At 70.9% G+C, this 23,031-nt stretch carries 27 protein-coding genes and 1 pseudogene; 15 read left to right on the top strand and 13 right to left on the bottom strand.

Going from position 1 to position 23,031, the window contains the following annotated elements:
- Positions 1–8 precede the first annotated feature (8 nt).
- Positions 9–521: a GNAT family N-acetyltransferase gene (locus ACZ7FF_RS17910; RefSeq protein ID WP_470813161.1), complete on the top strand. Its 513-nt coding sequence runs from the start codon at positions 9–11 to the stop codon at positions 519–521.
- A 183-nt stretch (positions 522–704) separates the two neighbouring features.
- On the opposite strand, the gene ACZ7FF_RS17905 is transcribed toward ACZ7FF_RS17910, so the two are convergent.
- Complete coding sequence (locus ACZ7FF_RS17905) at positions 705–1,178, bottom strand: hypothetical protein (RefSeq protein ID WP_470813160.1); 474 nt, start codon at positions 1,176–1,178, stop codon at positions 705–707.
- 302 nt (positions 1,179–1,480) lie between these two features.
- Here ACZ7FF_RS17905 and ACZ7FF_RS17900 point away from each other — a divergent pair, with 302 nt between their 5' ends.
- Both ACZ7FF_RS17900 and ACZ7FF_RS17895 read left to right on the top strand, forming a co-directional pair.
- Complete coding sequence (locus tag ACZ7FF_RS17900) at positions 1,481–1,837, top strand: PRC-barrel domain-containing protein (RefSeq protein ID WP_470813159.1); 357 nt, start codon at positions 1,481–1,483, stop codon at positions 1,835–1,837.
- 26 nt (positions 1,838–1,863) lie between these two features.
- Positions 1,864–2,031 carry a hypothetical protein gene (locus ACZ7FF_RS17895; RefSeq protein WP_470813158.1) on the top strand — a complete coding sequence of 56 codons (168 nt, stop codon included), beginning with the start codon at positions 1,864–1,866 and terminating at the stop codon, positions 2,029–2,031.
- 61 nt (positions 2,032–2,092) lie between these two features.
- Here the strand turns inward: ACZ7FF_RS17895 and ACZ7FF_RS17890 are convergent, their stop codons facing one another.
- Positions 2,093–2,446 carry a VOC family protein gene (locus ACZ7FF_RS17890; RefSeq protein WP_470813157.1) on the bottom strand — a complete coding sequence of 118 codons (354 nt, stop codon included), beginning with the start codon at positions 2,444–2,446 and terminating at the stop codon, positions 2,093–2,095.
- Positions 2,447–2,615: 169 nt separating this feature from the next.
- Here ACZ7FF_RS17890 and ACZ7FF_RS17885 point away from each other — a divergent pair.
- A pseudogene (locus tag ACZ7FF_RS17885) lies at positions 2,616–2,759 on the top strand (GntR family transcriptional regulator); the annotation flags it as partial.
- Positions 2,760–2,983: 224 nt separating this feature from the next.
- On the opposite strand, the gene ACZ7FF_RS17880 reads toward ACZ7FF_RS17885, so the two are convergent.
- The 5 genes from ACZ7FF_RS17880 to ACZ7FF_RS17860 form a co-directional block, all read right to left on the bottom strand.
- Positions 2,984–3,826, bottom strand: coding sequence for an alpha/beta fold hydrolase (locus tag ACZ7FF_RS17880; protein WP_470813156.1), 843 nt, complete (start codon positions 3,824–3,826; stop codon positions 2,984–2,986).
- A gap of 4 nt (positions 3,827–3,830) precedes the next feature.
- Positions 3,831–4,448 carry a dihydrofolate reductase family protein gene (locus tag ACZ7FF_RS17875; protein WP_470813155.1) on the bottom strand — a complete coding sequence of 206 codons (618 nt, stop codon included), beginning with the start codon at positions 4,446–4,448 and terminating at the stop codon, positions 3,831–3,833.
- Between the two features lie 109 nt (positions 4,449–4,557).
- On the bottom strand, positions 4,558–5,004 hold the full coding sequence (locus tag ACZ7FF_RS17870) for an alpha/beta fold hydrolase (RefSeq protein ID WP_470813154.1): 447 nt from the start codon (positions 5,002–5,004) through the stop codon (positions 4,558–4,560).
- A 36-nt stretch (positions 5,005–5,040) separates the two neighbouring features.
- On the bottom strand, positions 5,041–5,169 hold the full coding sequence (locus ACZ7FF_RS17865) for an alpha/beta fold hydrolase (protein WP_470813391.1): 129 nt from the start codon (positions 5,167–5,169) through the stop codon (positions 5,041–5,043).
- Positions 5,170–5,274: 105 nt separating this feature from the next.
- Entirely contained in the window at positions 5,275–5,544 is a 270-nt protein-coding gene (locus ACZ7FF_RS17860) for a DUF3761 domain-containing protein (RefSeq protein ID WP_470813153.1), read from the bottom strand.
- 589 nt (positions 5,545–6,133) lie between these two features.
- On the opposite strand from ACZ7FF_RS17860, the gene ACZ7FF_RS17855 reads away from it, so the two are divergent.
- The gene (locus ACZ7FF_RS17855; protein WP_470813152.1) at positions 6,134–7,345 is read left to right on the top strand and encodes a cytochrome P450; all 1,212 of its coding nucleotides are present in this window, start codon (positions 6,134–6,136) and stop codon (positions 7,343–7,345) included.
- Positions 7,346–7,453: 108 nt separating this feature from the next.
- Here ACZ7FF_RS17855 and ACZ7FF_RS17850 read toward each other — a convergent pair whose 3' ends face one another.
- The 5 genes from ACZ7FF_RS17850 to ACZ7FF_RS17830 all read right to left on the bottom strand — a co-directional run bounded on the left by ACZ7FF_RS17850 (position 7,454) and on the right by ACZ7FF_RS17830 (position 10,902).
- The gene (locus ACZ7FF_RS17850) at positions 7,454–7,639 is read right to left on the bottom strand and encodes a hypothetical protein (RefSeq protein ID WP_470813151.1); all 186 of its coding nucleotides are present in this window, start codon (positions 7,637–7,639) and stop codon (positions 7,454–7,456) included.
- Between the two features lie 510 nt (positions 7,640–8,149).
- Complete coding sequence (locus ACZ7FF_RS17845) at positions 8,150–8,506, bottom strand: nitrile hydratase accessory protein (RefSeq protein WP_470813150.1); 357 nt, start codon at positions 8,504–8,506, stop codon at positions 8,150–8,152.
- On the bottom strand, positions 8,503–9,102 hold the full coding sequence (gene nthA / locus ACZ7FF_RS17840; protein WP_470813149.1) for a nitrile hydratase subunit alpha: 600 nt from the start codon (positions 9,100–9,102) through the stop codon (positions 8,503–8,505). The genes ACZ7FF_RS17845 and nthA overlap by 4 nt, the downstream gene beginning before the upstream one ends.
- Complete coding sequence (nthB, locus tag ACZ7FF_RS17835) at positions 9,099–9,770, bottom strand: nitrile hydratase subunit beta (RefSeq protein ID WP_470813148.1); 672 nt, start codon at positions 9,768–9,770, stop codon at positions 9,099–9,101. The genes nthA and nthB overlap by 4 nt, the downstream gene beginning before the upstream one ends.
- Before the next feature lie 196 nt (positions 9,771–9,966).
- The gene (locus ACZ7FF_RS17830) at positions 9,967–10,902 is read right to left on the bottom strand and encodes an LLM class F420-dependent oxidoreductase (protein ID WP_470813147.1); all 936 of its coding nucleotides are present in this window, start codon (positions 10,900–10,902) and stop codon (positions 9,967–9,969) included.
- Positions 10,903–11,195: 293 nt separating this feature from the next.
- Between ACZ7FF_RS17830 and ACZ7FF_RS17825 the strand changes: the two genes are divergently transcribed.
- From ACZ7FF_RS17825 to ACZ7FF_RS17815, 3 genes are all read left to right on the top strand, one after another.
- Positions 11,196–11,330, top strand: a complete 135-nt coding sequence (locus ACZ7FF_RS17825; RefSeq protein WP_470813146.1) for a hypothetical protein — start codon at positions 11,196–11,198, stop codon at positions 11,328–11,330.
- A gap of 66 nt (positions 11,331–11,396) precedes the next feature.
- Positions 11,397–11,819, top strand: a complete 423-nt coding sequence (locus ACZ7FF_RS17820) for a hypothetical protein (protein WP_470813145.1) — start codon at positions 11,397–11,399, stop codon at positions 11,817–11,819.
- 214 nt (positions 11,820–12,033) lie between these two features.
- Positions 12,034–12,885 (top strand): hypothetical protein, encoded by an 852-nt coding sequence (locus ACZ7FF_RS17815; protein ID WP_470813144.1) that lies wholly within the window; start codon positions 12,034–12,036, stop codon positions 12,883–12,885.
- Between the two features lie 45 nt (positions 12,886–12,930).
- Here the strand turns inward: ACZ7FF_RS17815 and ACZ7FF_RS17810 are convergent, their stop codons facing one another.
- Entirely contained in the window at positions 12,931–15,600 is a 2,670-nt protein-coding gene (locus tag ACZ7FF_RS17810; RefSeq protein ID WP_470813143.1) for a helix-turn-helix transcriptional regulator, read from the bottom strand.
- Between the two features lie 317 nt (positions 15,601–15,917).
- Between ACZ7FF_RS17810 and ACZ7FF_RS17805 the strand changes: the two genes are divergently transcribed.
- From ACZ7FF_RS17805 to ACZ7FF_RS17775, 7 genes are all read left to right on the top strand, one after another.
- Positions 15,918–16,313, top strand: coding sequence for a GntR family transcriptional regulator (locus ACZ7FF_RS17805; RefSeq protein ID WP_470813142.1), 396 nt, complete (start codon positions 15,918–15,920; stop codon positions 16,311–16,313).
- The gene (locus ACZ7FF_RS17800) at positions 16,310–17,233 is read left to right on the top strand and encodes an ABC transporter ATP-binding protein (protein ID WP_470813141.1); all 924 of its coding nucleotides are present in this window, start codon (positions 16,310–16,312) and stop codon (positions 17,231–17,233) included. The genes ACZ7FF_RS17805 and ACZ7FF_RS17800 overlap by 4 nt, the downstream gene beginning before the upstream one ends.
- Complete coding sequence (locus ACZ7FF_RS17795; RefSeq protein WP_470813140.1) at positions 17,230–18,276, top strand: ABC transporter permease; 1,047 nt, start codon at positions 17,230–17,232, stop codon at positions 18,274–18,276. The genes ACZ7FF_RS17800 and ACZ7FF_RS17795 overlap by 4 nt, the downstream gene beginning before the upstream one ends.
- 501 nt (positions 18,277–18,777) lie before the next feature.
- The gene (locus ACZ7FF_RS17790; protein WP_470813139.1) at positions 18,778–20,157 is read left to right on the top strand and encodes a glycosyltransferase 87 family protein; all 1,380 of its coding nucleotides are present in this window, start codon (positions 18,778–18,780) and stop codon (positions 20,155–20,157) included.
- 417 nt (positions 20,158–20,574) lie between these two features.
- On the top strand, positions 20,575–21,429 hold the full coding sequence (locus ACZ7FF_RS17785) for an SDR family oxidoreductase (RefSeq protein WP_470813138.1): 855 nt from the start codon (positions 20,575–20,577) through the stop codon (positions 21,427–21,429).
- A gap of 228 nt (positions 21,430–21,657) precedes the next feature.
- Positions 21,658–22,323 (top strand): hypothetical protein, encoded by a 666-nt coding sequence (locus tag ACZ7FF_RS17780; protein ID WP_470813137.1) that lies wholly within the window; start codon positions 21,658–21,660, stop codon positions 22,321–22,323.
- Positions 22,324–22,518: 195 nt separating this feature from the next.
- Complete coding sequence (locus ACZ7FF_RS17775) at positions 22,519–22,935, top strand: hypothetical protein (protein WP_470813136.1); 417 nt, start codon at positions 22,519–22,521, stop codon at positions 22,933–22,935.
- Positions 22,936–23,031 lie beyond the last annotated feature (96 nt).

Below are 23,031 nucleotides of genomic sequence, written 5' to 3'. Positions count from 1 at the left end.
CCATCCTCATGGGCAACACCTGGATCACGCGCGCCGAAACCAGCGCCGACATCCCTGCCATCCGCGACATCACCCTCGCCGCCTTCCCCACCGCCGCGGAGGCCGACCTCGTCGACGCCCTGCGCGCCGACCCGGCAGCCTGGATCGAGGGCCTCTCCCTCGTCGCGGCGGACGAGGCCGGCCGCCCCGTGGGCCACGCCCTGCTGACCCGCTGCCGCATAGGCACCACACCGGCCCTGTGCCTGGCGCCGTGTGCGGTCCGCCCGGAACATCAGCGAACCGGTGCGGGCACCGCGGCCGTCCGCGCGGCCCTGGCCGCGGCAAGGTCGCTGGGGGAGCACCATGTGGTCGTCCTCGGACACCCGACGTACTACCCCCGGTTCGGGTTCGTCCGCGCCTCGGAGCACGGCATCGGAGTGACCATCGACGTCCCGGACGACGCCCTGATGGCACTCAGCCTCGACACCGACCGTCCGCTACCCGGCGGAACCGTCCACTACGCTGCCGCATTCGGTATCTGACCCGGCCTCTGCCGCACGGCAGACCGGTCTGACCCTCGGGAAGCGACGCCGTCATGCGGTGGAGCATCCTGCCCGACCCGGCGATCGAACATCACGCACGGTGGGCACTCGGTGACATCGAAGTGGCCGAACCGAATCAGGAGGACGCCGCTTCGCCACCGAGTGCCAGGGCTCCGGGTTCTGCTACCGGGGCCTGCCGTGCAGGGGGTCCCTGTCTCGCGAGGCCGGGCCGTGGTGGTGCGCGGAGGCCTCCGCGACCTGCTTGAGTCCCGAGGTGGTGGCGGGGTCCCCGACTTTCGCCGGCTGCTCGTGCACATGGCCTTCGGAGCGATCGTCGTGGAAGTGGGAAGGGGTCAGCCTGTCACCGGCGCCGTAGCGACGTGGGACGGCGGCGCGTCCCACGGGAGCGGGACCGGGCGCGGCCTCCATGGGCGGGCGGTGCGGCGCCGTCTCACGGGACGCGCCCGCCGGCGACTGCGCCGCCTGTCCGGGACGCGGCTGTGTCAGCCAGGCGATGGCCGCGCCCGTGACGGCGACCGGCCATTCCACCACCCCGGCCACGCCAAGCACTCCGGCTCCGGCGTACACCGCCATCCGGCGGCCTCGCGGAGAGACCGCGCCGATCAAGTCCAGTGCTCCGTCGGCGACCCTGTTCACCTGCTCGGCTCCGGGCAAGCGGCGGAGCCCGGAGGCGACGACGCGCAACGGCCGAGGAAGATCCGGCCGACTCGTCCTGACCTGGCTCATATCGAACTCCCTCCCCCCGGCTTCAAGGGGACGCACTCCGCCTTCCCAGAGCCGGACCCCATATGCGTCATGGACATCTGCTTCCCCCCCGAACGCGCCCTGGCGGTTCCGGTGGACGCGGCACACGCCCAGGCACCCTTCGATTTTCCCGTACGACGACGTCGGAGGCATGCCGTGCGGGCACGGGGTACTCGTACGCCTGGAGGTCTATCGTGTTCGAAGCAGGCGACATCCGTGAATGGCGTGGTCACGACGTGGTCGACCCCGGTGGCCACAAGATCGGGGTCCTGGAGTCGGTGTACGTGGACACCGCGACAGACAAGCCGCTGTACGCCACGATCACCACCGGCTTGCCCACTCGCCGCCGACTGGTGTTCGTGCCGCTCGTGGACGCGACCGTGGGTCCTGGGTACCTGAAGGTCGCCTACGAGAAGAACATGGTCAAGAAGGCCCCCGCGATCGACACGGACGGCGAGCTGCCGGCTTCGGCGGAGCCGGCTGTCTTCGCCCACTACGCGCTCGACTACGCCGCGGGTGCCGGCGGCGAGCGCCGCCTCGCCCGCCGCTGAAACCACCGAGGCCACTGGGAGAGCCGATGAGCCTGTTCCTGCTCCTGATCCTCATAGCCGTCGTACTGGGCATCATCGGCTTCGCCTCACATGCCCTGTTCTACCTGCTCATCATCGGCGCCGTCGTGCTGCTCGCGGACCTCGTCTACGGCGCGTTCCGGCTGCGTCACCGGGGGCACCGGATCGCACGCTGAATCTGCCGGGTCGGGCTGAGCCGCGGCCCCCACCAGCACCTCGCCGCCGTGGGAGGCAGGGTCAGGCGGGCTGCCACAGTTCGACCCGGTTGCCCTCGGGATCGGTGACCCAGCCGAATCGGCCGACGCCGTCCATGTCCTGCGTCTCCGCCGCCACGTCCGCTCCCTTGGCACGCAACTGCGCCAGCATCGCATCCAGGTCACGGACCCGGAAGTTGAGCATGGTCTGCTGCGCGGGGGACCCGAAGTAGTCGGTCTCGGACTCGAACGTGGCGAACACCGTCGGCCCGACCCCCTGACGCCACAAGCCGTTCTCGTCCGCGTCCAGGCCCAGGCAGTCGCGGTACCACGCGCTCAGGGCAGCCGGGTCGGCGGCTCGGACGAAGTACCCACCGATTCCAAGGACACGTTCCATGTCGCCATCTTGCCAGTGCGGCACGGACGGGCCGGCACGACACCACCACGGCGACTCGCTGCGAACCGGCACCGGTGCGTGAGCGCGGAGCGTGTTCCTGATCCAGCAGCTTTCCCAGGGTGCAGTAACTCGCCAACACCCCTGGCAACGTACAACCGGAGGATCATCCATGCCCCGAGAGGCTCCGTACCTCGAAGTGGGCGAAGCGCTGCGCGCACGGTTTCTCGCGGGGGAGCGGGAGATCGGCGAGCGCCTGCCGTCACGGGCACTGCTCGCCGAGGAGTACGGGGCCGGGCGCAACGTCCTGCAGAGGGCCATGGACCGAGTGATCACCGGTTCGTGTCCGGGGGTGGCACTCGGGTTCCGCGTTCGGAGCGGCAGGCACCCTGTGGACAGGTGCAGTCGGAGTGACGCTGAGCGTTCTGCCCACCTACCTGTCGCCCCTCAGAACGATGCGCAGAGCGCCGACGGAGAAGGCTTCCGACTTCGCCCACCGAGGCTGCGTGGGGGCCGGAGCCGCGCGGCACACGCCGTCCTCTATGACAGCGTGAGCATCGCCTCGGTGACCTCGCCGACCGCCGCACCGGGGATCGCGGTGGCGGCCTCGTCGAGGACGAGCAGCCGTGCCCCGGGGATCGCGCGCGCGATCGCCTCGCCGTTGCCGACGGGGAAGAACCGGTTGTGGCGGCCGTGGACGACGAGCGTGGGGACCCCGATCTCGGGCAGGCGCTCGCGCCAGCGCGGTGTGCAGTCGAGTCTGGAGAACACCATGCCCATCTGGTTGGCCATCTGGACCGGGGGTGCGGTGCCCTGCGTGCGGTCCCAGACGCGTGCGGCGATTGCCCGTGCGGCGACGGGGTCGTCGCCGAGGATCTCCGCGCCGGCGGCGGCGAAGTCCGCAACCGCGTCGCGGTCGGCCCAGTCGGGCATCGGACGCGCGAACAGCCGGCTCATGGTCGCCCGGTCATGGTCGGGGAGGTCATCGTCGGGCGGGCCGGGGGCGACCGCGCGGGTGCCGACCAGGGTGAGCGCCGAGAACGCGCCCGGATGATCGAGCGCGGCCACCTGGGCGACCATCCCGCCGACGCCGATCCCCCCGAGGTGCGCAGGCGCCCCGCCGAGCGCGTCCGCAAGGGCCGCCGCGTCGGCGGCGAGGCCGCGCAGGGTGTAGGCGGGCGCCTCCGGATCGGTCGTTGTCGACTCCCCGCTGTCGCGCAGGTCGTAGCGCACCACACGGCGCCCGCCGGCGGCGAGGCGCTCGCACAGCGCGTCGGGCCAGGAGAGCATCGTCGTCCCGCCCGCGAGCAGGACGAGCGGCGCGTCGTCGTCACCGAACGACTCGATGCCCAGGGCGATCTCATTGGCGTTGACAGTGGTCATCGGATCACCGGGAGAGGTCGTAGGTCAGGTGCGTCGCGGTCGACGTCGGGATCACGCTCCGCCGCACCAGCTTGCGCGGCGCTCCGCCGGTGAACAGTGGTGTCCCGGCGCCCAGCACGACGGGTGCGAGGTGCAGCGTCAGCACGTCGACAAGGCCGGCGCCGAGCGCCGAGCGGATCGTGGCGCCGCCGCCCATGAGGATCACGTCGAGATCCTTGCCGCTGTCCGACGAGGCCGCCTCGGCTCGCTCGCGCGCGGCGGCGACGGCGTCGGGCAGGCCGGTGGTGACGAACGTCCAGTCGAGGTCGGTCGTCCGCACCGACTCCGGCGGCGAGGCCGTCACGACGACCAAGGCGGGCTTGCCCACCTCGCCGGCGCCGTAGCCGGACGTGTCGTCCCAGCCTTTGGGCCCGTCGACCACGTCGAAGAGGTGGCGGCCGAGGACGACGGCGCCCGAGCGTGCGGTCCCCTCGCGCAGGATCCGGCGGTCGTCGGGGTCGTCGGAGAACGCCCATGTGTGCAGGGCCTCGCCGCCGGTGCCCAGGCCGTTGTGCGGGCCGGGGTCGAGCCCGGTGACGAAGCCGTCGAGAGAGACCGAGATGTCAGCGATGATGCGAGTCATGCCGGGGCAGACCGGATCCGGGGCCCGAACTCATCGCTCCCGCGTGAAGCGCGTGGCGGCAGGCCCGGGTGGGACGCCGGCCGCGTGCGGGGCCCTGGCGGTGGCGCGGTCAGCCAAGGGCAGGGAGCTGCTGGGCGAAGCGGCGGACGGCGTCGGTGAACGCGTCCGGATCGTCGAAGTTCGCGAGGTGTCGTGCCCGCGGGATCAACTCGACGCGGGCGTGCGGATGCGCGCGGGCGAAGTCGGCCTCGCCGGACCGGAAGAAGCCGTCCCTCTCGCCGTTCAGGATCAGCACCGGCGCCTTCGCGTAGCCGGAACGGATGGTCGCCTCCACCATCTCTGGCGGATAGAGCCGCCGCAGCAACCGGTCGTTCCACTGTGCCAGCCGATGCACCGGTATGCGGGATACGAGCCGGGCGATCCACCGGTACGGCCGGTACGGCGCCGCCCGCGGACCACGGGTGGAGACGCTGGCTCCCGCGAGGATCAGCCCACGCAGTCGCTCCGGGTGACGGCGCGCGAGCTCCAGCGAGGCGTATCCGCCCAGCGTGTCCACCGCGGATGCGATGACGTCGCTTGCGCTGCTCAGGCTTCAGGGCTGGGACGAGCGCTTCCCATGCCCGGGCAAGTCGACGGCGGTCAACGGGAATTCGTCGCCGAGCGCCGCAAGCTGCACACTCCACTGTCCCGCGCTGAAGCGTGTCCCGTGCACGAAGACCATGGGCACCACGCCGGTTGCCGTCATCAGTCTCCTGGAGGGCACATGTTGGACACGGGACGGCGAGGTGGGCCACCCTTCAGGCTGGCCCACCTCTGCGCGCGAGGTCTACTTGAACCAGTAGCGGACGCCGTGGTGGTGGGAGCACGTGCCCTGCGAGTGCCGCGAGTAGGACAGGGACGCGTCCACGCACTTGGCGGTCTCGTACTTGTCCTTGGGCTTCTGGTGGTGCGTCCAGCCGCAGAGCCCGGTGGTGTGGTGGGTGCAGTGGTGGGCGGTGTTGGTGGACGGCAGCGTCGCCGCGGACGCGGCGGGCGCACTGAAGAAGACGCCGGCGACGGCGACCGCCACGGCCGAGACGGCAAGACGAGTACGCAAAGGGACCCCCCCTTTTGAAGTCGAACAAGTGCGGGGGAACTCTATACATGTTTCAACTGCTTAGGTGGGCGAACGGGGGATATCGAACGTGGCGGAACCAGGCAGGCGCTTCGCACGGGGCGTCCCGGGTACTCGGCCGCCACGGCGCACAGGCCCGTGCGGGCAAGGCTCTCCATCCGGACGCCGACGAGACGCGCATTCGGTCATCAGGGATGCGCGGCCATGTGTGGCCGCGAGCTCGACCCCGCCGCCGAGACCCGGCCCGCCCGGGAGTGGGGTACGCCCGAGGCCGAACCCTTCTGCCGCGGCTGCGGGGCGCAGTACCTGCGGCAAGGCCTGTGAGACGTCGCCCAGCGCTGCTGTCGCGTCGAGCTCGGCCACCGTGCGTGCCGTCACGCGCGAGGCTGCCGTCTGCGCGCGAGGACTCGATCAAAGAGGGCACGCTCCTCGCTTCGGCGGCCGGCTGCCGGGCGGGGTCAGCGGTCGGTCACCGAGGTGTCAGCGGCCGGTGCTTGTGTGGTCCGGTTGGGGCACCCGCCGCCGGGGATGCGGGCGGCGCGGGCATTCGTACGCGATGAAGGGGAGGACCATGCCCGTTGCACACCCCAGTGTGCTCGACTGGCCGCTGGCCCGCGTGTGTCCGATGTCGCCGCCGCCAGCCCTCGGCGTGGTTCGTGACGGCCCGCCGGCGTTGGTCCGTCTGCCGGCAGGCGCAGGTGAGGCACAGCTGGTCTGGCTGATCACCCGCTACGAGGACGTGAAGGCCGCCCTCAAGGACCCCCGGCTGAGCGCCGACGAGATCCGGCCCGGCTTTCCCCTGCGCATCCCCGTGCCCGCCGACGGCCGGCCGAGCGGATTCCTGCGCATGGACGACCCGGAGCACGGCCGGCTCCGCAGGATGGTCGCGCCGGAGTTCACCGTACGCCGGGTGCGCACGCTGCGGCCCCGGCTCCAGGAGGTGACCGACCAGGTCGCCGACGCACTGGCAGCCGGCCGTCAACCGGCGGACCTGGTGCGGGACTTCGCCGTCAAGGTGTCGGCACTCGTCATCGCCCGGCTGATGGGGATCCCGGACACGCACACCCCGTTCTTCCTGGAGCAGACCCAGCTCATGCTCACGGACGGCGACCCGGCGGCTTCCCTGGCCGCGCACCACCGGATCATCGACTTCCTTGACGAGACGGCGCGCGCCAAGGAGTACGACCCGGGTGACGACCTGATCAGCCGACTCGTCGTCGACCACGTGGCGACCGGCGAACTCGACCGCGCCGCTCTCCTGGGCATCCTCAAGCTGGTGCTCATCGCCGGCCATGAGTCGACCGCCAGTCAGATAGCGGTGAGCAGTTTGAGCCTCCTGACCGACGAAGGGCTGCGCGCCGAGGTCCTCGCCGAGAGCGGGGCGCTCCTGCCGGGGTTCGTGGAGGAGTCGATGCGCTTCTGGTCGGTCATCCAGGACGGCGTCGTACGGCAGGCCACCGAGGACCTCCTGATCGGCGACACCCTGGTCAGGCAGGGCGAGTCGGTGATGATCAGCCTGCTCGCGGCCAACCACGACGCCACTGTCTTCCCCGACCCCGAACGCCTCGACATCCACCGCGACGCCTCCGGCCACCTGCTGTGGGGCCATGGTCCCCACTTCTGCCTCGGCGCGTCGCTGGGCCGGCTGGAGGTGACCCTCGCCCTCGGCTCCCTGTTCAACAGGCTGCCGAACCTGCGCCTGGCATGCGAGGCGTCTCGCCTGCGTTTCCGTGAGGAGCACCCCGTCTTCCGTTGCCTTGCCGAGCTGCCGGTCGCCTGGTGACCAATCGCGCGGAGCGCGTAACCGCACGTTGACCTGCGAAAACCCCTCGCGGTGGCTCTCGCGGGTCAACGCAGGCTGCCCGATGGCAAGCCCCGGGGGAGTCCGGGATCAGTCAGGCAGCCGGTCCGGCAGCCACGTGCACAGTTCGCCGGTGATGGCGGTGTGGCCGGTGTTGGTGGAAAAGCAGACGAAGTCGTCGACATCGCTCTCCGACGGATCGTTGTCGTCGATGTCGGCGTAGAGATCCTTCTGCTGGTCGATGTCGCGGACGGAGACCGCGCTGACCGACGGCACGAAGCACACGTGCTCATGGCGAAGGTCGACCTGGGCGCCGAACCGCTTGAGTATGTCGGCGAGGATCCCGTACGACCGCAGGGTGCCGCCCGGCCGCCCCGCCGGTCTCGGGGAAGCCGCTGGTGGTGATGGTCTTCTCGGCCTCGGGGAAGCGCCGTTTCAGTTCGGCGACGACGACGTCACGGCCCTGGGCCTGGGTGGAGAAGACGGTGCCGGGGTAGATCTGCCGGACGCTGAGGGCGGTGTCGCCGGGCGGGACGTCCAGGCCGGTCCCGTCACCGCGGCCGTTGGCGAGGGCGAGGAGGCGGGGGATAACACGCAGGTGTGCCGGGCTGCCGACGGCGGGGGGAGACCGTGATGATCACCGCGCCCGGGGCCCTCACCCCTGACCGGGGGTGGTTTCACTCGTTCGTGGGCGTGCCGGACAGCCGATGAAGCGGCTGGTCAGCGGTGTCCGAGGGAGGGGACCGGCGCCCGGGCCGGGCTGTGTGCCCGGGGCTGCGTTGCAGGTCAGTGCGGATGGTCGTCGTGGTCTGGGTGGTCGTGGCCCGGGGGGCGCCGCGCCAGGGACCGGGCGCGTGTGGTGACCTCGTCCGTGGTCACCGCGCGCAGGCCCGCGAGCACGTCCTCCAGGGCGGCCAGCCAGAGCCGGTAGTAGTGGTACGGCTCGCCCTGCCGCGCCGAGGCTTCCCAGGCGGCGATCCGGGCGATCAGCGCGGCCTGGAATTCCGGCCAGGTGAAGGCACCCGCCTCGTACAGGGTCACGGCCATGCCGAAAGCGCGGCTCTCCCACGGCTCGGCGAACACCAGCTCACCGTTGGAGCGGGGCGGCGCGCCCGGACCCTCGACGTCGAGCGGCGCGCTCACGGAGCCGCCACCTTGGCCACGCCGACCATCGCATCCCTGGTGATCAGGGGCACGAGTTCCGCCTCGGTGAGATGTTCGGTGCCGGCCGGCCGCTCGGGCAGCACCAGCCAGCGGACCTCACTGGTGGAGTCCCGGACGATGATCCGCACGTCGTCGCCGAGGTCGAGTCCCATCTCCGACAGCACCGTGCGCGGCTCCCTGACCACCCGCGCGCGATAGGCGGGGTCCTTGTACCAGCCCGGCGGCAGGCCGAGCACGGGCCACGGATAGCACGAACACAGCGTGCACACCACCACGTTGTGGGTGGACGGGGTGTTCTCCACCACGACGATGTGCTCGCCCTGCGGCCCCGAGAAGCCCAGTTCTTTGATGGCGGCGGTGCCGTCTTCGAGCAGGCGCCGACGGTAGTCGGGGTCGGTCCAGGCCCTGGCGACGACCTTGGCACCGTTGAGCGGGCCCACATTGGTCTCGTAGTCGGTGATGATCCCGTTCATCACCTTCGGGTCGATCAGGCCGCGCTCGGTGAGCAACTGCTCGAGGGCCTCGGTGCGCAGCGCCACGGAAGGGAACTCGTCCGGGCCGCCGGTGGTGGTCATGCGATGGTCTCCAGGTAGCTCTCGTACATGTCCACGGTCAGGGCGAAGGGGTCGACGTCGGCGCCCCAGAGTTCGCGCGAGTCGAACCGCACCGAGTAGACGTACTGCGGGTTCTCGCCCTCGAAGTGCGCGTTGGTGTCGGGCAGCACATGGGCGGGCTGGACGACGTCCACGACCCCGGTGTGTCCCCGGACGTAGCCGGGCAGCCGGGTGTGCCCGGGCACGGACCTGTTCCTGGCGCGTACCCGCTCGCCGACACCGAAGGCGGGGGCCGCGTCGACGGAGCGCAGCGAGCCCTCGGCGGTGGGGGCGTAGTCGGGCCGGTTGGGCTCGGGGATCGGCGGTTCCTCGACACCCTCGCCACGCAGGTTGCGGGCGCGGGCCTCGATCGCGCCCGGCGCCAGGACGGAGTGTTCGGTGAGCAGCAGCTCGCCGGCGTTGAGCCAGCGCCCGTAGTAGCCGTCGTCCAGGTAGGCGGCCCGGTCCAAGCGCTCCAGGGCGTGCCGGAAGGCGTCCGTGTTGACGCCGCCGCACGCGACGCGGCTGGAGAGGATCGCGAGCGCGAACGCCTTGCGTTCCCAGTCTTGCGCGAAGACGGGTTCGTCGCGGTTCGGCGGGTGAACGGGACCCCATCCCTGGGTGCCCCCCATGTCGGCGACACCATCCATGGCACAACCCTTCATGTGCCCGCAAGGGCGGACATAGATACTCAAAGTGTATTCGGCTGATGTCTCGGCGTCCCGACGTACGGGGCTGCCACGAAGGCGCGGCCGGTGCCGGCGGGTGACGTGGAAAGGTGCGGCGCCCCGGCGTCGTACCGGCACCACCATGGAGCACCGGCACCACCAAGGAGCACCGGCACCACTAACGGGCGGCCGCTCCCACCCAGCAGTCGGCGATATCCGCAACCCAGCTCACGGCCTCCTCGGGTGCCGAGGGCGGTGACCCGACGATGACGACTTCGGTCACTCCGGCGTCGGCCAGGTCTGGCAGATCCGCCGGGGTCGCGTCGGTCAGGGCCACCGCCACGGTGCGCTTCCGCGTCGAGTCGTTCGGCTGCGGGTCGTGCTCGGTCAGGACCGACACACGCTCCACGGCCTCGGCGACCGAGAGATTGAAGCCGTACCACCCGTCCGCGACCGTCGCGGCCCTGCGCAGCGCCGTGGTGCTGTTGCCGCCCATGACGACCGGGATCCCGTGTTCGCGAACAGGTTTGGGATTCACGCGCACGCCGTGAAAGCGCGTGAAGTCTCCCTCGAACGTGGCCGGTTCCTCGCGCCACAAGGTCCGCATGGCGGCTAGGTACTCCTCCGTGCGACGGCCGCGCGCGGTGAACGGCACACCGAGTGCGGCGAATTCGTCCGCGGACCAGCCGATGCCGATGCCGAGGGTGAGCCGTCCGGCCGACAGGACGTCCAGGGTCGCGGCTTGCTTGGCGACCACCACGGGATTGTGCTCCGGGAGCAGCAGGACTCCGGTGGCGAGCCCGATCTCCTTCGTCACGGCCGCCGCGAAACTCAGCGCCAGCAGCGGGTCGAGCCAGTCGGCGTCGGCAGGGACGGCGATCCGGCCGTCGTCCGAATAGGGGTACGGCGAGGCAGGGGCATCGACCAGGACGACGTGCTCGCCCGCCCAGAGCCGGCTGATCCCATGCGTCTCGGCCGCCTGGGCCACCGCCCGGATCACCTCTGGACGAGCACCGTTCCCGATGCCCAGGGCATGCAGGCCAACCCGCATACGCCGCCTCCTGAAACCGTGCGGGTGCGGTGCCGGCCCACTTTCCAGGACGCGCAGGCCCACAGAACCGAAAGAGCAGACCGACCGTAACAGCGGCCCCCGCCTATGACTGCGCGCCGTGCCGAGCCGGTGACCTGCCGAGACGAATCCGCTCGCCGACCCTAGGCCGTCGCTGCTCCGAACGGGGGCGAGGCCCCGGTGCCGGGCCGCGTTCCCCCGCTGGGGCACCCGAAGCGCGACCGGCCGGCCCCGCTGGGACACGGCCCCGGTGGTCGGAAGCGGCCGACGTCAGGCGACGTGGTGGCTGGGCACTGGGAGCATCTGCATTTTCTTCGCATTAGATCTATATCGGTGTAATGTTCGGCATCGGTATGGCGCTGCTGGCCGGCATCGCGCTGGGTGTGCTCACCGGTGAGCAGGTCCGTTCGGCGGGGATCCTGATGGCGGTGTTCGTGTTCCCGCTGGAGCTCCTCGCCGCGGTGATGGCGTAGCTGACCCGCGACACCGGTGCGGCCACCGCGCTGGGACTGTTCGCCACGTCCTGGGTCGGTCTCCGCGTGCTCCACATCATCGCCCCCACGCAGCAGACCAGCACCGCGGTCGGCATGCACCCGTGTGCCTTCGCCCTGATGCTCGTACCGCTGGCCGTGGTCGGTTTCCTCGGCAAGTCGCTGCTCGGCGCGGTCCTGACCGTCTCGACGGTGCGCGCGGCCTTCGATGCGGCCTACCAACTCGGCGCGCCCCATGCCTTCGCACTGGCCGCCGCCGCGCTGCTCCTGGGTACGGCCTTCCTCGTGGAGGACGTCCGCCAGCACACCGTCCTGCCCATCCTGCGCCGAGGCGACGCCCGGCGGGCCATCAAGGACGACCTGCCCGACCAGCACGGACGCCTGCCCACGGGCCGGGGATCCGCAGACAGCTGTGAGCTACCCGGCCGGGCAGCCCGCCGATGGTCGCGGCGGGGGTGGGCCCTGCCGTGAGCGATTCACCGTCTGTGAGCCGGACTCCTCCTGGGAGGGATCCCCGGGCTGGACGCGTGGTGTCGCCGCGTCCAGCGGATCGTGCGGTGAACCTGCGTAGTGGTCTGCGTGATTGCACGGATGCGGGGCCGCGACCCGTGAAACGTACTGTGCAGCGACAGGCCCGGCGGGGAGACGACCCGGCGGGCCGCTTACGACACCACGGGGAATGCACATGCGCATACACGCCACCGCCGCCGTTGTTTCCGTCGCCGTCGTCGGGTCCGCCCTCGCTCTACCGGCGGCCGCACAGGCCGCGGAGCGCCCGGGAGCGTCGGCGAGGCTCGGCGCCTTCGCCACGAGGACCGCGCAGCCGCGGACCTCGCTGGGCAGCATGACGTTCTCGAAGGCCGTCATCAACGGCGGCAAGGACACCGTCCTCGGCGTCACCACCAAGACGACCATCAACGTCAGCTACACCGCGACGAGTTCCAGCGGCGTTGCGCTCACGGAGGCCTTTCTCTGGCAGGGCACCGACAGCTCCAGCGCCGACACCATCACGGGGTCCCTGGGTACGACCGACGACCCCACCTGTACCGAGTCGACGACCCGGACGGGCACTTACAGTTGCAAGGCCGTCTTCCACGTCAACGCGGCTTCCGACTTCAAGAACAACGGCGCCGCCGGGACGTGGAAGCTGTTCCTCGGCGGCTACGACCTCTATGCCAACGCCAGCTACAACGACGACGTCGCCACCACCCACCTGAAGAAGGCCGCCCAGCTGACCGCCGACGCCGCTCCGGAGCCGGTGAAGAAGGGCGGAACCCTCACCGTCACCGGCAAGCTGAAGCGCGCCGACTGGAACCACGGCACCTACGCGGGCTACACGGGCCAGAAGGTGATGCTGCAGTTCCGCCCGAAGGGCAGCAACACCTACAAGACCCTCAAGACGCTCACCAGCGGCACCGGCGGCGCGCTCAGGACCACCACCAAGGCCACGTCCGACGGCTACTACCGATTCTCCTTCGCGACCGACACCACCACCGCCGCCGTCACCTCGGCCGGCGAGTACGTCGACGTCAAGTAGCCCGGCAGAGGGCGCACCGGCACCGTAACCCGCCGGTCGCGCCCGTCAGTCGGCATTCGTCCGCGGCGCTTCGGACGGGGTGCTGTCCATGATCCTGCGGGTGAGGGCGGCACGGTTGGAGACGCCGAGCTTGCGGTAGACCTGCCGCAGATGGGTCTCCACGGTCCGGACGCTGAGAAAGAGGGTCGTGGCGATTCCGACGTTGGTCATGCCGGTGCTGGCAAGGCCGGCGATCTCGCGTTCGCGTGCGGTCAGTGACGGCAGTGTGTCGGTCCTCCCGGCGTGGCCGGCCAGCCGGGTCCGCCGCTCGCCGACCTCGCCCGCCAGGCGGCCGGAGCCGCACTGGTCGGCGAGGACGGCCGCACCGTCGAGCCATTCGGCCACGCCGTGGGTTCGTCCCGCGTCCAGGGACAGCTCGGCCGAAGCCAGCAGGGTGCCGCAGGCCTCGATGCGTTCACCGCTGAGGGAGAAGTCGGAGACCGCCTCCGCCGCCTTCTGTAGCGCCGCTGCGGTCTGCCCCCGCGCGGCGTGGGCCCTCATCCGGGCGCGCAGGGCGAAACCCGTCCGGCCGGGGGAGGGGAGTTCCTCGACGCACCGCTCGGCGAGCCGGGCCCAGTGCTCGACCGACTCACGGTCGCCCACGGCGAGAGACGCCTGCGCCAGGGTGTCGCACCAGCGGGGCTTGCGCCAGGCGGTGAGCCTGGGCAGCTCGGGGCCGCCCGCGGCGTCCAGCAGCAGCCACCGGGCCCGCGCCGGGTCACCGGTGCGCAGAACGAGTTCGGCGTGGAAGCAGCGGACGGTGACCGCCCACGCGGTCGGCGTGTCACCGGCGACGGCGAGGGTGCGCGCGGCCGACGCCTCGGCCTCCTCCAGGTCGCCGGGACCGTCCCGCCAGAAGAGGGCCTCGGCCCGCACCATGGCGCCGACTGCCTCCTCCGACGGATTGAAGTCCCCTTCCCTGCGCAGGGTGATCCGCTCGAGGGTGGCCAGCGTGCCGTCGAGGTTTCCCGAACGCAGCTGGGCGTTGGCGAGCACCGTGAGGATCTGCGGTTCGATGTAGGTCTGTCCGGTTCGCCGGGACAGGACCGCCGCACGCGTCAGGTGCCGGTCGGCGTCCATCAGCCGCCCCAGCATGCCCTCCGTCAACCCGACCTGCACCGAGGCGTCGAGATTGGTCAGCAGGGAGGAGTCGGCGCCGGCGTCGATGAGTTCGGCGGCGGTCGAAGCCCGCGCCTGCGCCGTGGTCAGGTCGCCGGTGAACAGGTAGCCGAGTGCGGCCTGCGCCAGTGCCCGGGCCTGGCCGACGTGGTCGTGGTGCCGCTCGGCGATGGCCGCCGCTGTATCGGCGTGCTGCCGGGACGCCTCGTACTGCTGAAGGTCGTAGGTGTGGTCGGCCATCTCGGTGTGCAGGGCGGCCGCGATCGCGGCGTCCTTGTCGGCCAGCGCCGCGAGCCCCGATCGGGCGAGGGCGCCTGCCTCCGTGTACCGCCCGAAACGCCGCTCGATCCGGCTGGAGTCGACCAGCGCGGCGACCTCGCCGGGGCGGCCGGGCATGGCCGACCGCAGGGCGTCGAGCAGTTCGCGGCCTTCGGACGCGTCTCCGGTCAGCAGACGGGCGCGGGCGAGGAGCACCTGTGTCTCGTGCCAGTGGTCCTGGCCCTCGCGCAGCAGGGGCAGCGCCGCCCGCAGGTAGTCGGCGGCGACGGCGGGGGAGGTGTACAGGGTGCTGCGTGCGGCGGCGATCAGGATCGTCAGGTCCTCGGGACGGCCGGGGTCCGCGGCACGGGCGACATGACGGGCACGTCTCGATAGGGGCGCGGCCTGCTCGGCCAGCGCGGCGTCGGCCCGCCGGTGCAGCTCGGTGCGCCGGCTGGGTTCGAGCCACTCGTAGACGACGTCGCGCACGGCCCGGTGGCGCAGTTCGAGTCGCGGCGCGGGTACGGCGGGCCGGACGAGGTCGAGCCGCGTCAGCGTGTCCAGCACATGCCTGGCGGCGGACGCCTCCTGCCCGGCGACGGCGGCCACCAGCTCCAGATGGAACGGTTCGTCGAGGACGGCCGCGGCCTGGAGGACCGAGAGGGCCTCGGGATCGAGACCGGCCAGCTCCCCGAGAAGGGCGGTGACGGCCTCGGAGCCGGTACGGCCCCGGGCCGCGAGCACCTTGAGGTACTGCGGATTGCCCTGTGCCTCCTCGTGGATCTCGTCGGCGTGCGGATGGTCACCGAGCAGTTCCATGGCCTGATCGCGGGACAACGGTCCTACGTCGTGCACCTCCAGAAGGCCCACGGAGGCCGCCCAGGAGATCATCTCCGCGTACCTGGGTGAGAGCTGTCGCGGCCGGCACGCCACGAGACACAGGACCTGTCCCGTAGAGGTCGCCTGAAGCAGTCGTTCCATGCTCGGGAGCTGGTCCGCCGCGAGGAGATGGAAGTCCTCCACCACGGCCAGCAGCGGGCCGCCCTCGGCCGCCTCGGCCGCGAGATCACCGAGGTCCTGCAGGTGCGGGGAGCCGGCCCCGGTGTGTGCGCCCTCGGCCCGTCTACGCGCCGCGCGTACCGGTATGCCGACGGCACGCGCCTCGGCCGCCACGGCCCACATGAGAGCACTCTTGCCGATGCCCGGCTCCCCGACGAGTGCCACTGCCCGCCCTGCCCCGTCCCGCAGTCCGGCCAAGGCCTCCCGCAGCAGCTGGATCTCCGTCTCGCGCCCGGGCAACGGACGTGCGTCGCCACTCCCTTGGCGGGCGGGGGGCGGTATGTGTCCCCGCAAGTCATCGGTCATGAAACGGCACAATAACGGCCTGCCACGACAGTCGGCGAAGTGACGGGCGCCGACGGCGCAGCGGCCCGCGTTCCCCGGGGGAGCATGGCCGGATTCCGACGCGCCCGGCGGCGAAGGGTCCGTCGGAGTCCCGCAGGCGGATCCGCAGGTAGCCGCACCCGACGGATGCGCCCACCGATGGGTTCGCTTGACAGCCGCAGCGGCCCTGATCCACTATTCACTACTCAATTAGTGAAAGGGTGTTTGCCGGGATGATCGAATACCGGATCGACCGGCGCAGCGGGGTCGCCACCTACGTGCAGATCGTCCAGCAGACCAAACAGGCTCTGCGGCTGGGCATGCTGCAGCCCGGTGACAAGCTGCCCGCCGCACGGGAGGTCGTGGAGGCCACGGCGGTCAACCCGAACACGGTGCTCAAGGCCTACCGGGAACTGGAACGGGAGGGGCTGGTCGAGGCCCGCCGGGGACTCGGCACCTTCGTACGCAAGTCGCTCGGCGCCGCACCGGGCGACTCTCCACTCAGGGGCGAACTGGCCGAGTGGGCGACGCGCGCCCGCGAGGCCGGCCTGGAGCGCGACGACGTGGCGGCGCTCTTCGCTCTGGTGCTGGACGAGCACTTCGAGCCCACGGGAAAGGAACAGCAGTGACGAACATCGCCATCGAGGCGAGGGGGCTGGGCAAGTCCTTCTCACGGCACGGGAGTTGGGCCCTGCGCGAGTGCACCTTCCGGCTGCCCGCCGGACGCGTCTGCGCGCTCGCGGGGCCCAACGGCGCGGGCAAGTCGACGCTGCTCGCCCTGGCGGCGGGCGTGATCGGCCCAAGTGACGGCTCGCTCACGGTACTCGGTGACCATCCGGCTCACGTGCGGCCTCGCATCGGCTTCGTCACCCAGGACAAGCCGCTGTATCCGCAGCTCACTGTCGCCGAGACCCTCCGCATGGGTGCCGACCTCAACCCCGGCCGCTGGGACCCGGCAACCGCGCAGCGGGTCGTGGCGGGTGGCGACCTGGACCCCGCGGCCCGGGTCCGCTCGCTCTCCGGCGGCCAGCGCACCCGCGTCGCGCTCGCCCTCGCCCTGGCCAAGCGGCCCGAACTGCTGCTGCTGGACGAGCCGATGGCCGATCTCGACCCGCTGGGCCGCCACGAGCTGATGGGCACCCTCATGTCCACTGCAGCCCAGCACGGCACCACGATCGTCATGTCCTCCCACGTGATCGCAGAACTGGAGGACTCCTGCGACCACCTGCTGCTGATCGGCAGCGGCCGGGTCCGCCTGGCCGGCGACATCGACGACCTGCTCGCCGCCCACACCCTGATCACCGGCCCCACGCACGACGCCACCGGCGCCGCCCGTGACCTGGGCCCGCACACCGTGGTGGAGTCCCGCACCACCGGCCGCCAGCTCACCGCCCTCGTGCGCCCCGCCGGCCCGCTGTCCGACACCTGGCAGCGCACGGAACCGTCTCTGGAAGCACTGGTTCTCGCCTACCTGCGCAGCCCGGCGGCCCCCGCACTGACCCTCGATCCCATATCCACTCCCGCCCTGTCCCAGGAGACGACCGCATGACCGTCCCCGCCGCCACGACCCCCGCGGCCACCCGGCGTACCCCCACCACGTCCGCCGTACCCTCCATGCTCCGCCAGTCCCGGTGGCTGCTGCGCCTGCACCGCCCCGCGCTGAGCGTCTGGACGGGCCTTGTGGTCACGATCTCGGCCGCACTGCTGTGGCTGGGGGGCCCGCTCACCGATGCCGCCGCCGCGGCATGGAAGCACTACGACGCCTGCGCCATGCGGCCGATCTGCGTCTACGACCAGCCCGCGATCCTGGACTACAAGGACGTCTACCAGTACGTCACGACCGCAGTCCTCGCCATCCCCTTCCTCGTCGCCGCCTGGGCCGGTGCCACGCTGATCAGCAGGGAACTGGAGACGGGCACCGCACAGCTGATCTGGGCGCAGTCGGTCTCCCCGACCCGCTGGCTGGCCACGAGGCTCGCCGTCCCGGCCGCCCTGACCGCCACCGGAACCAGCCTGCTGGTCGCACTGCACCACCTCGCGTGGTCCGCCGGCCACGGCCGCGTCGACACCGCCAAGACCTGGTTCGACCTGCCGACCTTCTACGCGGGCGGTCCTCTCACCGTCGCCCTGGCCCTCGTGGGTCTGGCCTCCGGCGCCATGGCCGGCCTGGCCTGGCGACGCTCCCTGCCCGCCCTGATCACTGCCGTCCTCACCACAGCCGGTGTGTGCGGCCTCGTACAGCTGGCCCTGCCGCACCTGTGGCCGAGTGTGACCCGGGTCAGCAGCCTGAAGCTCGACGGCCCGGCAGGCTCGGGAATGACCGTGGACGAGGGTGTCCTCACCTCCAACGGGACCCGAGTGCCCAACCCCTTCTGCGGCAGCATCGACTGGAGGCCGTGTCACGCCACGTACGACAAGCTCGATGCCGTCAGCTACTACCGCGACTACCACCCCCTCGCCCATTACTGGCCCCTCCAGCTCACCGGGTCCGCTCTCGCCCTGACCATCGCCGCCCTGCTGACCTTCGCCACGTTCCACCTGCTGGGCCGCAGCACGGGCAAGACCCCGTCACGCGGCAAGTCCCGTACCTGATCCGAACCCGTACCTCACCCGCGGCCCCGCCGGGGCCGCGGGAACGAGGGCCTCACTTCGGCGACGGCTCGCGCGGGAACGATCCCACCGCGCCTCGGAACACGCCGCGCGCTTGTGCACGCCGCGCCCGGCGCCGACGCCGCGCACCACAACCGGCGCGCCGCCACCTGACGACCGCGCGCCGTCACCGCGGACCCCGCAGCTACAGACCCGTGGCCCCCTGAGGTCCACCGCGAAACCGCGAACCGCGAACCGCGAACCGCGGAACCACGAAACCCGCGTGCCGCGCACCGCGTGCCGTGGCCACGGGCCGAGCGACCCATGCCCACCGCCGGCCGCTCCGCGTCACGCCACGAGTCCCCGTCACACCACGAGTCGGCCCCCTCAACGATCGATCAAGCCCTCACCAAGGATTGATGTCCGATGCTCCGAGCTGCCCGAAAACAAGCCTCGCGGGCCTGCCCCGCAGACAAGTCGGTGCGCCGCGAACGGCGGTGGGACTTGCCGATCCTGGTGGTGTGCGCGGTATCGGCCCTCACGGTCGGACTCCTCTCCGCCGCCGACACCTCGCAGCACGCGTGGGGCCTGTTCGCCGCGGCGGGATACGTAGGCGCCGCCCTGGCCGCGGCGAGGTCGGCCACGCCGTGGGCCCGCACCCCCGCTGTCGTCGCCGTCACCGGGGCGGTCGTCCTGCCCCTGCTGTACCTGACAGCGATCGGCAAGGCGCAGATGGAGGTCGGCGTGGTGGAACGGGCGACCGACCTGCTGTTCTCCTCCGGAACCCCGTACAACGCGGCACCTCACGCCGTGCGTGACTTCAACCCCTACCTTCCCGGCATGGCGCTCTTCGGAGTACCGCACATGCTGTTCGGTGACACCCCGTTCACCAGCGCCCGCGTGTGGTTCCTCGTGGGCTTCCTCGCGGCTCTGGCCGCCGCCGTACGTGTCGTGACCAGGCCTCGGACCAGCGACACAGGACCGGCGGACGGCACCGCACGCCGCTCCACCGCAGGAACGGGCGCCCTGTGGCTGACCGCCTGCCCCGTCATCGCGCTGCCCCTGACCATCGGCGGTGTCGACCCGCCCGTCGTCGCGCTGATCTGTCTGGCCCTGGCCTTCACCCACCGGGACGCTGCCGTTCACGCGGGCCTGGCCATCGGGGCAGCCGCGGCGCTGAAGTGGACCGCTTGGCCGGCGCTCCCCGTGATCGTCGCCGTGTTCGCGGCCACCGCCGGGAAACGCGCCGCACTCAAATGCGCGGCAGTGGCCGTCGCCATCGCCGTGCTCGCCATCGGGCCCGTGGCGCTGGTGGACAGCGGAGCCTTCTACCAGAACGTCGTCCTCTACCCGTTCGGACTCGGCCCGACCGCCTCTTCTGCCCAAAGCCCTCTGCTCGGGCACCTGATCGTCTCACTGGTTCCCGACGGCAAGGCCGTCACCATGGCACTCATCGCGTTGAGCGCCGTAGGCACGGGGATATCGCTGGTGGTCCGTCCGCCACGCACCACCACTGCGGCCGCCGACCGACTGGCTCTGGGCCTCACCCTGGCGATCCTGCTCTCCCCGGCCACCCGCGTCGGCTACGCCATCTACCCCGTCGTCCTGGTCACTTGGCCCCGCTTCACCGCCCGCCTCTCCACCAGCCTGCCCACCTCCCACCCTCGCGCAAGCGAACCGCCGTGCTACCAACGCACCCTGGAAAGCCGCCTGTGCAGCGGATCCCGCGGTGACGGGGACGGGCGCGTTCCCAGCGGGAGGTGTACGTCCTGTCAGCGCGCACGGGATCGGGGCGGACGCGTGACGGGCCCGACCCGATGCGGGGCAAGCGGACCTTCTCCAGCAGAGGTTCGAACTGCGGCACGCGAGCGCCCCAGACCATGATGATCCTGTCGCCTGCACCTCGGTGACCACGATGCCGGCGTGCCAGTCGGGCCGCTGGTTCCAGGCCGGAGACCCGCCGACCTTGTCCTGCAGCGCGCATGCCAGCAGGGCGTACTCCATACCGAAGCGCTCTTCGAGTTCCTCGATGCGCGGTTGCAGGGTTTGCCGAAGGTCCTGCGGCACAGTTCGGGTCCTCCACGACAGGGGTAGGCGACACCGTGCACGGGTTGGGCATGAACTCCTCTTCGTACTCGCCCTCCCGCGGAGCGGGGATGGCGAAGTGCCTCCGTCGCGCCGGGTGCAGGCCGCCGCTGACCATTGCTGCCGTCGCTGGGAGCCGGACATCGCACGACGTCTGCCGAGGCAGGCTCCGGATGCCGGCAGCGCACCCATCAACTACCGGGAAAAGGGGCAGTCGTGAAGGTTCTCGTAGCAGGGGCGACAGGCTACCTCGGGAGGCACATCCTCCCGTGCCTCAAGGAACGCGGCCATGTGATCCGCGCGCTGGTGCGCAACCCCGACGGGCTGGGCCCGCTCCGCGACGCGGTGGACGAGGTGGTCACCGCAGACGCAACGGACGTCGATGCCCTGGCCGGCTGCTGTGACGGGGTCGACGTGGTCGTCAGCACCATCGGGCTCGTGGGCAAGCCGGCCAAGCTCACGTGCTGGGACGTCGACTACGGGGCCAACCTCAACCTGCTGCGAGCGGCGCAGCGGGCGCGTGTCGACAAGTTCGTGTACGTCTCCGTGGTCCACGCGCCGGGGCTGGAGAACCTGGCACTCGTCCAGGCGAAGCGTGCCTTCGAGAAGGAACTCCAAGTCTCAGGGATGAGATACACGATCCTGTATCCGAACGGCTATTTCTCGGACATGGAAGACTATCTCCGAATGGCGCGCAAAGGCCGGGCTTTCGTCTTCGGCAAGGGTGACTTCCGCATCAACCCCATCGCGGGCGAGGATGTCGCGACCATCCTCGCCGACGCCGTCACCGCCGACGACCACGGCATCGAATGCGGCGGCCCAGACATTCTCACTCACGAAGAGATCGCACGAGCAGCCTTCCAGGTCCTGGGCAGGGCCGCCCGCATCACCCACCTTCCGCTAGGGACGCTCAAGATCGGCTTGATCCTGCTGCGCCGACTGACCCCCCTGCGTATCCACGGCGTGATTGAGTTTCCCCTGACCGTCCTTACCCACGACGTCATCGCTCCTCCGGTTGGCCGACGTCTTCTCGCAGACCACTTCCGCAGCAAAGCCGAAGCGCAGTCGTGAAGTGCCCATCGGGCGTTGACGAAGGCGCAGGCAGCCCGCTCGCGAACGCCGCCGACGATGGGTGGGGCGTGCTCGCCCCATGGTGCGGCATGCCACGCAATGAGGCATCGATCCGGCGCGCAGAGCGCGCGCCGCCGAAATGATGGGGCGCTCTCGACGGGGCGGCTGCGATACTGCCGGGCGACAGCGCCTCCCGCTGTTCGCCAACCACATGCCTTGGGGGTATGCATGGGCACATTCCGGCGCACCAACCTGTTCTACGGAGTCGACCACGAGCAGGTCTACACCGCGCTGGAGGAGTTCTGGCGCAGCGAGGAGCACACCCTCAAGCTGGAGGACGTCAACGACGTCAACCGCGACTCCTACGCGCTGCGTGAGCGGCGCGGCGACTGGACAGTACTGGAATGGACCCGGGGCTGGGAGTGGGACCTTCGTCGACGCGCCCAGCTCTACGTCTCGCGCGCCTACGACTGCCCCGGGCTGCTGGTCTTCATCTATGACGACGACTTCTGGGGCTGCGAGCTGTTCCACCATGGCACGGTGATCGACCAGTTCCAGCAGGAGATCGACAACATCGGCTCGTTCTTCGACGATCTTCCGTGTCAGGGGCGCCCCGATCTCCTGCTGGCCCAATTTCCGGCTCTGGGCCTGGACATCGAGCATGCACGCGCCTATCTGACCCACTACAGCATCTACGACCCCGCGTACGAGGACGTCGACTGGGAGAGTGAGCACGACCCTCGCAACAGCCCCGCCCGCCCGGGCGATGGGTACGGCCGCCTCGAAGGAGGCGTCTACTGGGACTTCCAGAACTTCCTCGGCGTCGAGCACGATGCCCCGCTCTGGCGGAGATTCACCACCTTGCCACAGGCACCCACGAGAACGGACAACTGATCCGATCTGGGATGCGGTCGTGTGGCTCCTGCGACAGGTGACGCGACGCGATACGGGTAGGAGAGCCGTCCGGCCGGGGCACCGGGGCGCCCGGACACCGAGGCGCCCGGACACCGAGGCGCAGGGCTGATCCGACTGCACCATCGAGCGCACCACGGACGACTGAACCGGTGCCCGGGGTGCAGGGTGCTGTCAGTGGACACTGCGACCGTGGTGAGCATGACGCCCACCGTGAAAGCCGCACCCGACACCCTGGTCGCGACGCTGCGCATGCCCGTGTGGAACATCCTTACCAAGCGGGCCGACGACATCCGCCGCGCCCTGCCGCCGCGCCCCGAGACGACCGCGGAACGCCTTGCGTGGCTGCGCTCGTTGAACCCCGAGCAAGCGCGCCGCGCTGCTCTCCTCGATCGCCTGGACGCCCTGCGCGAGCACGTCACCGGACGCCCCGCCCTCGGCTGCGCCCTCGACGACCCGATGCCCGAAGCGGCCCTGCAGGAAGCCGAGGGGTACAATCCGCGACTCACCGCGCTCATCGCCGTCTACCGAGCCGCTCGTCAGCGCAAGGCCCTGGCACGCGCTGCGGCCGTGCACGAGCCGAAGCGATCTTAGTGGCCATGCCCCGGCGGGAGGGTGCCCGGAGGGCAGGCCATCAAGATCCTTCGGCCGGTTCGGCGTGTCGAGTCCCGGTCCGATCGGCCATGGGCG

It is taken from the genome of Streptomyces sp. NPDC037126, assembly GCF_055605965.1.
Note: the sequence above shows the minus strand (reverse complement) of the source record. Positions and strands in the feature narration are given on the sequence as shown.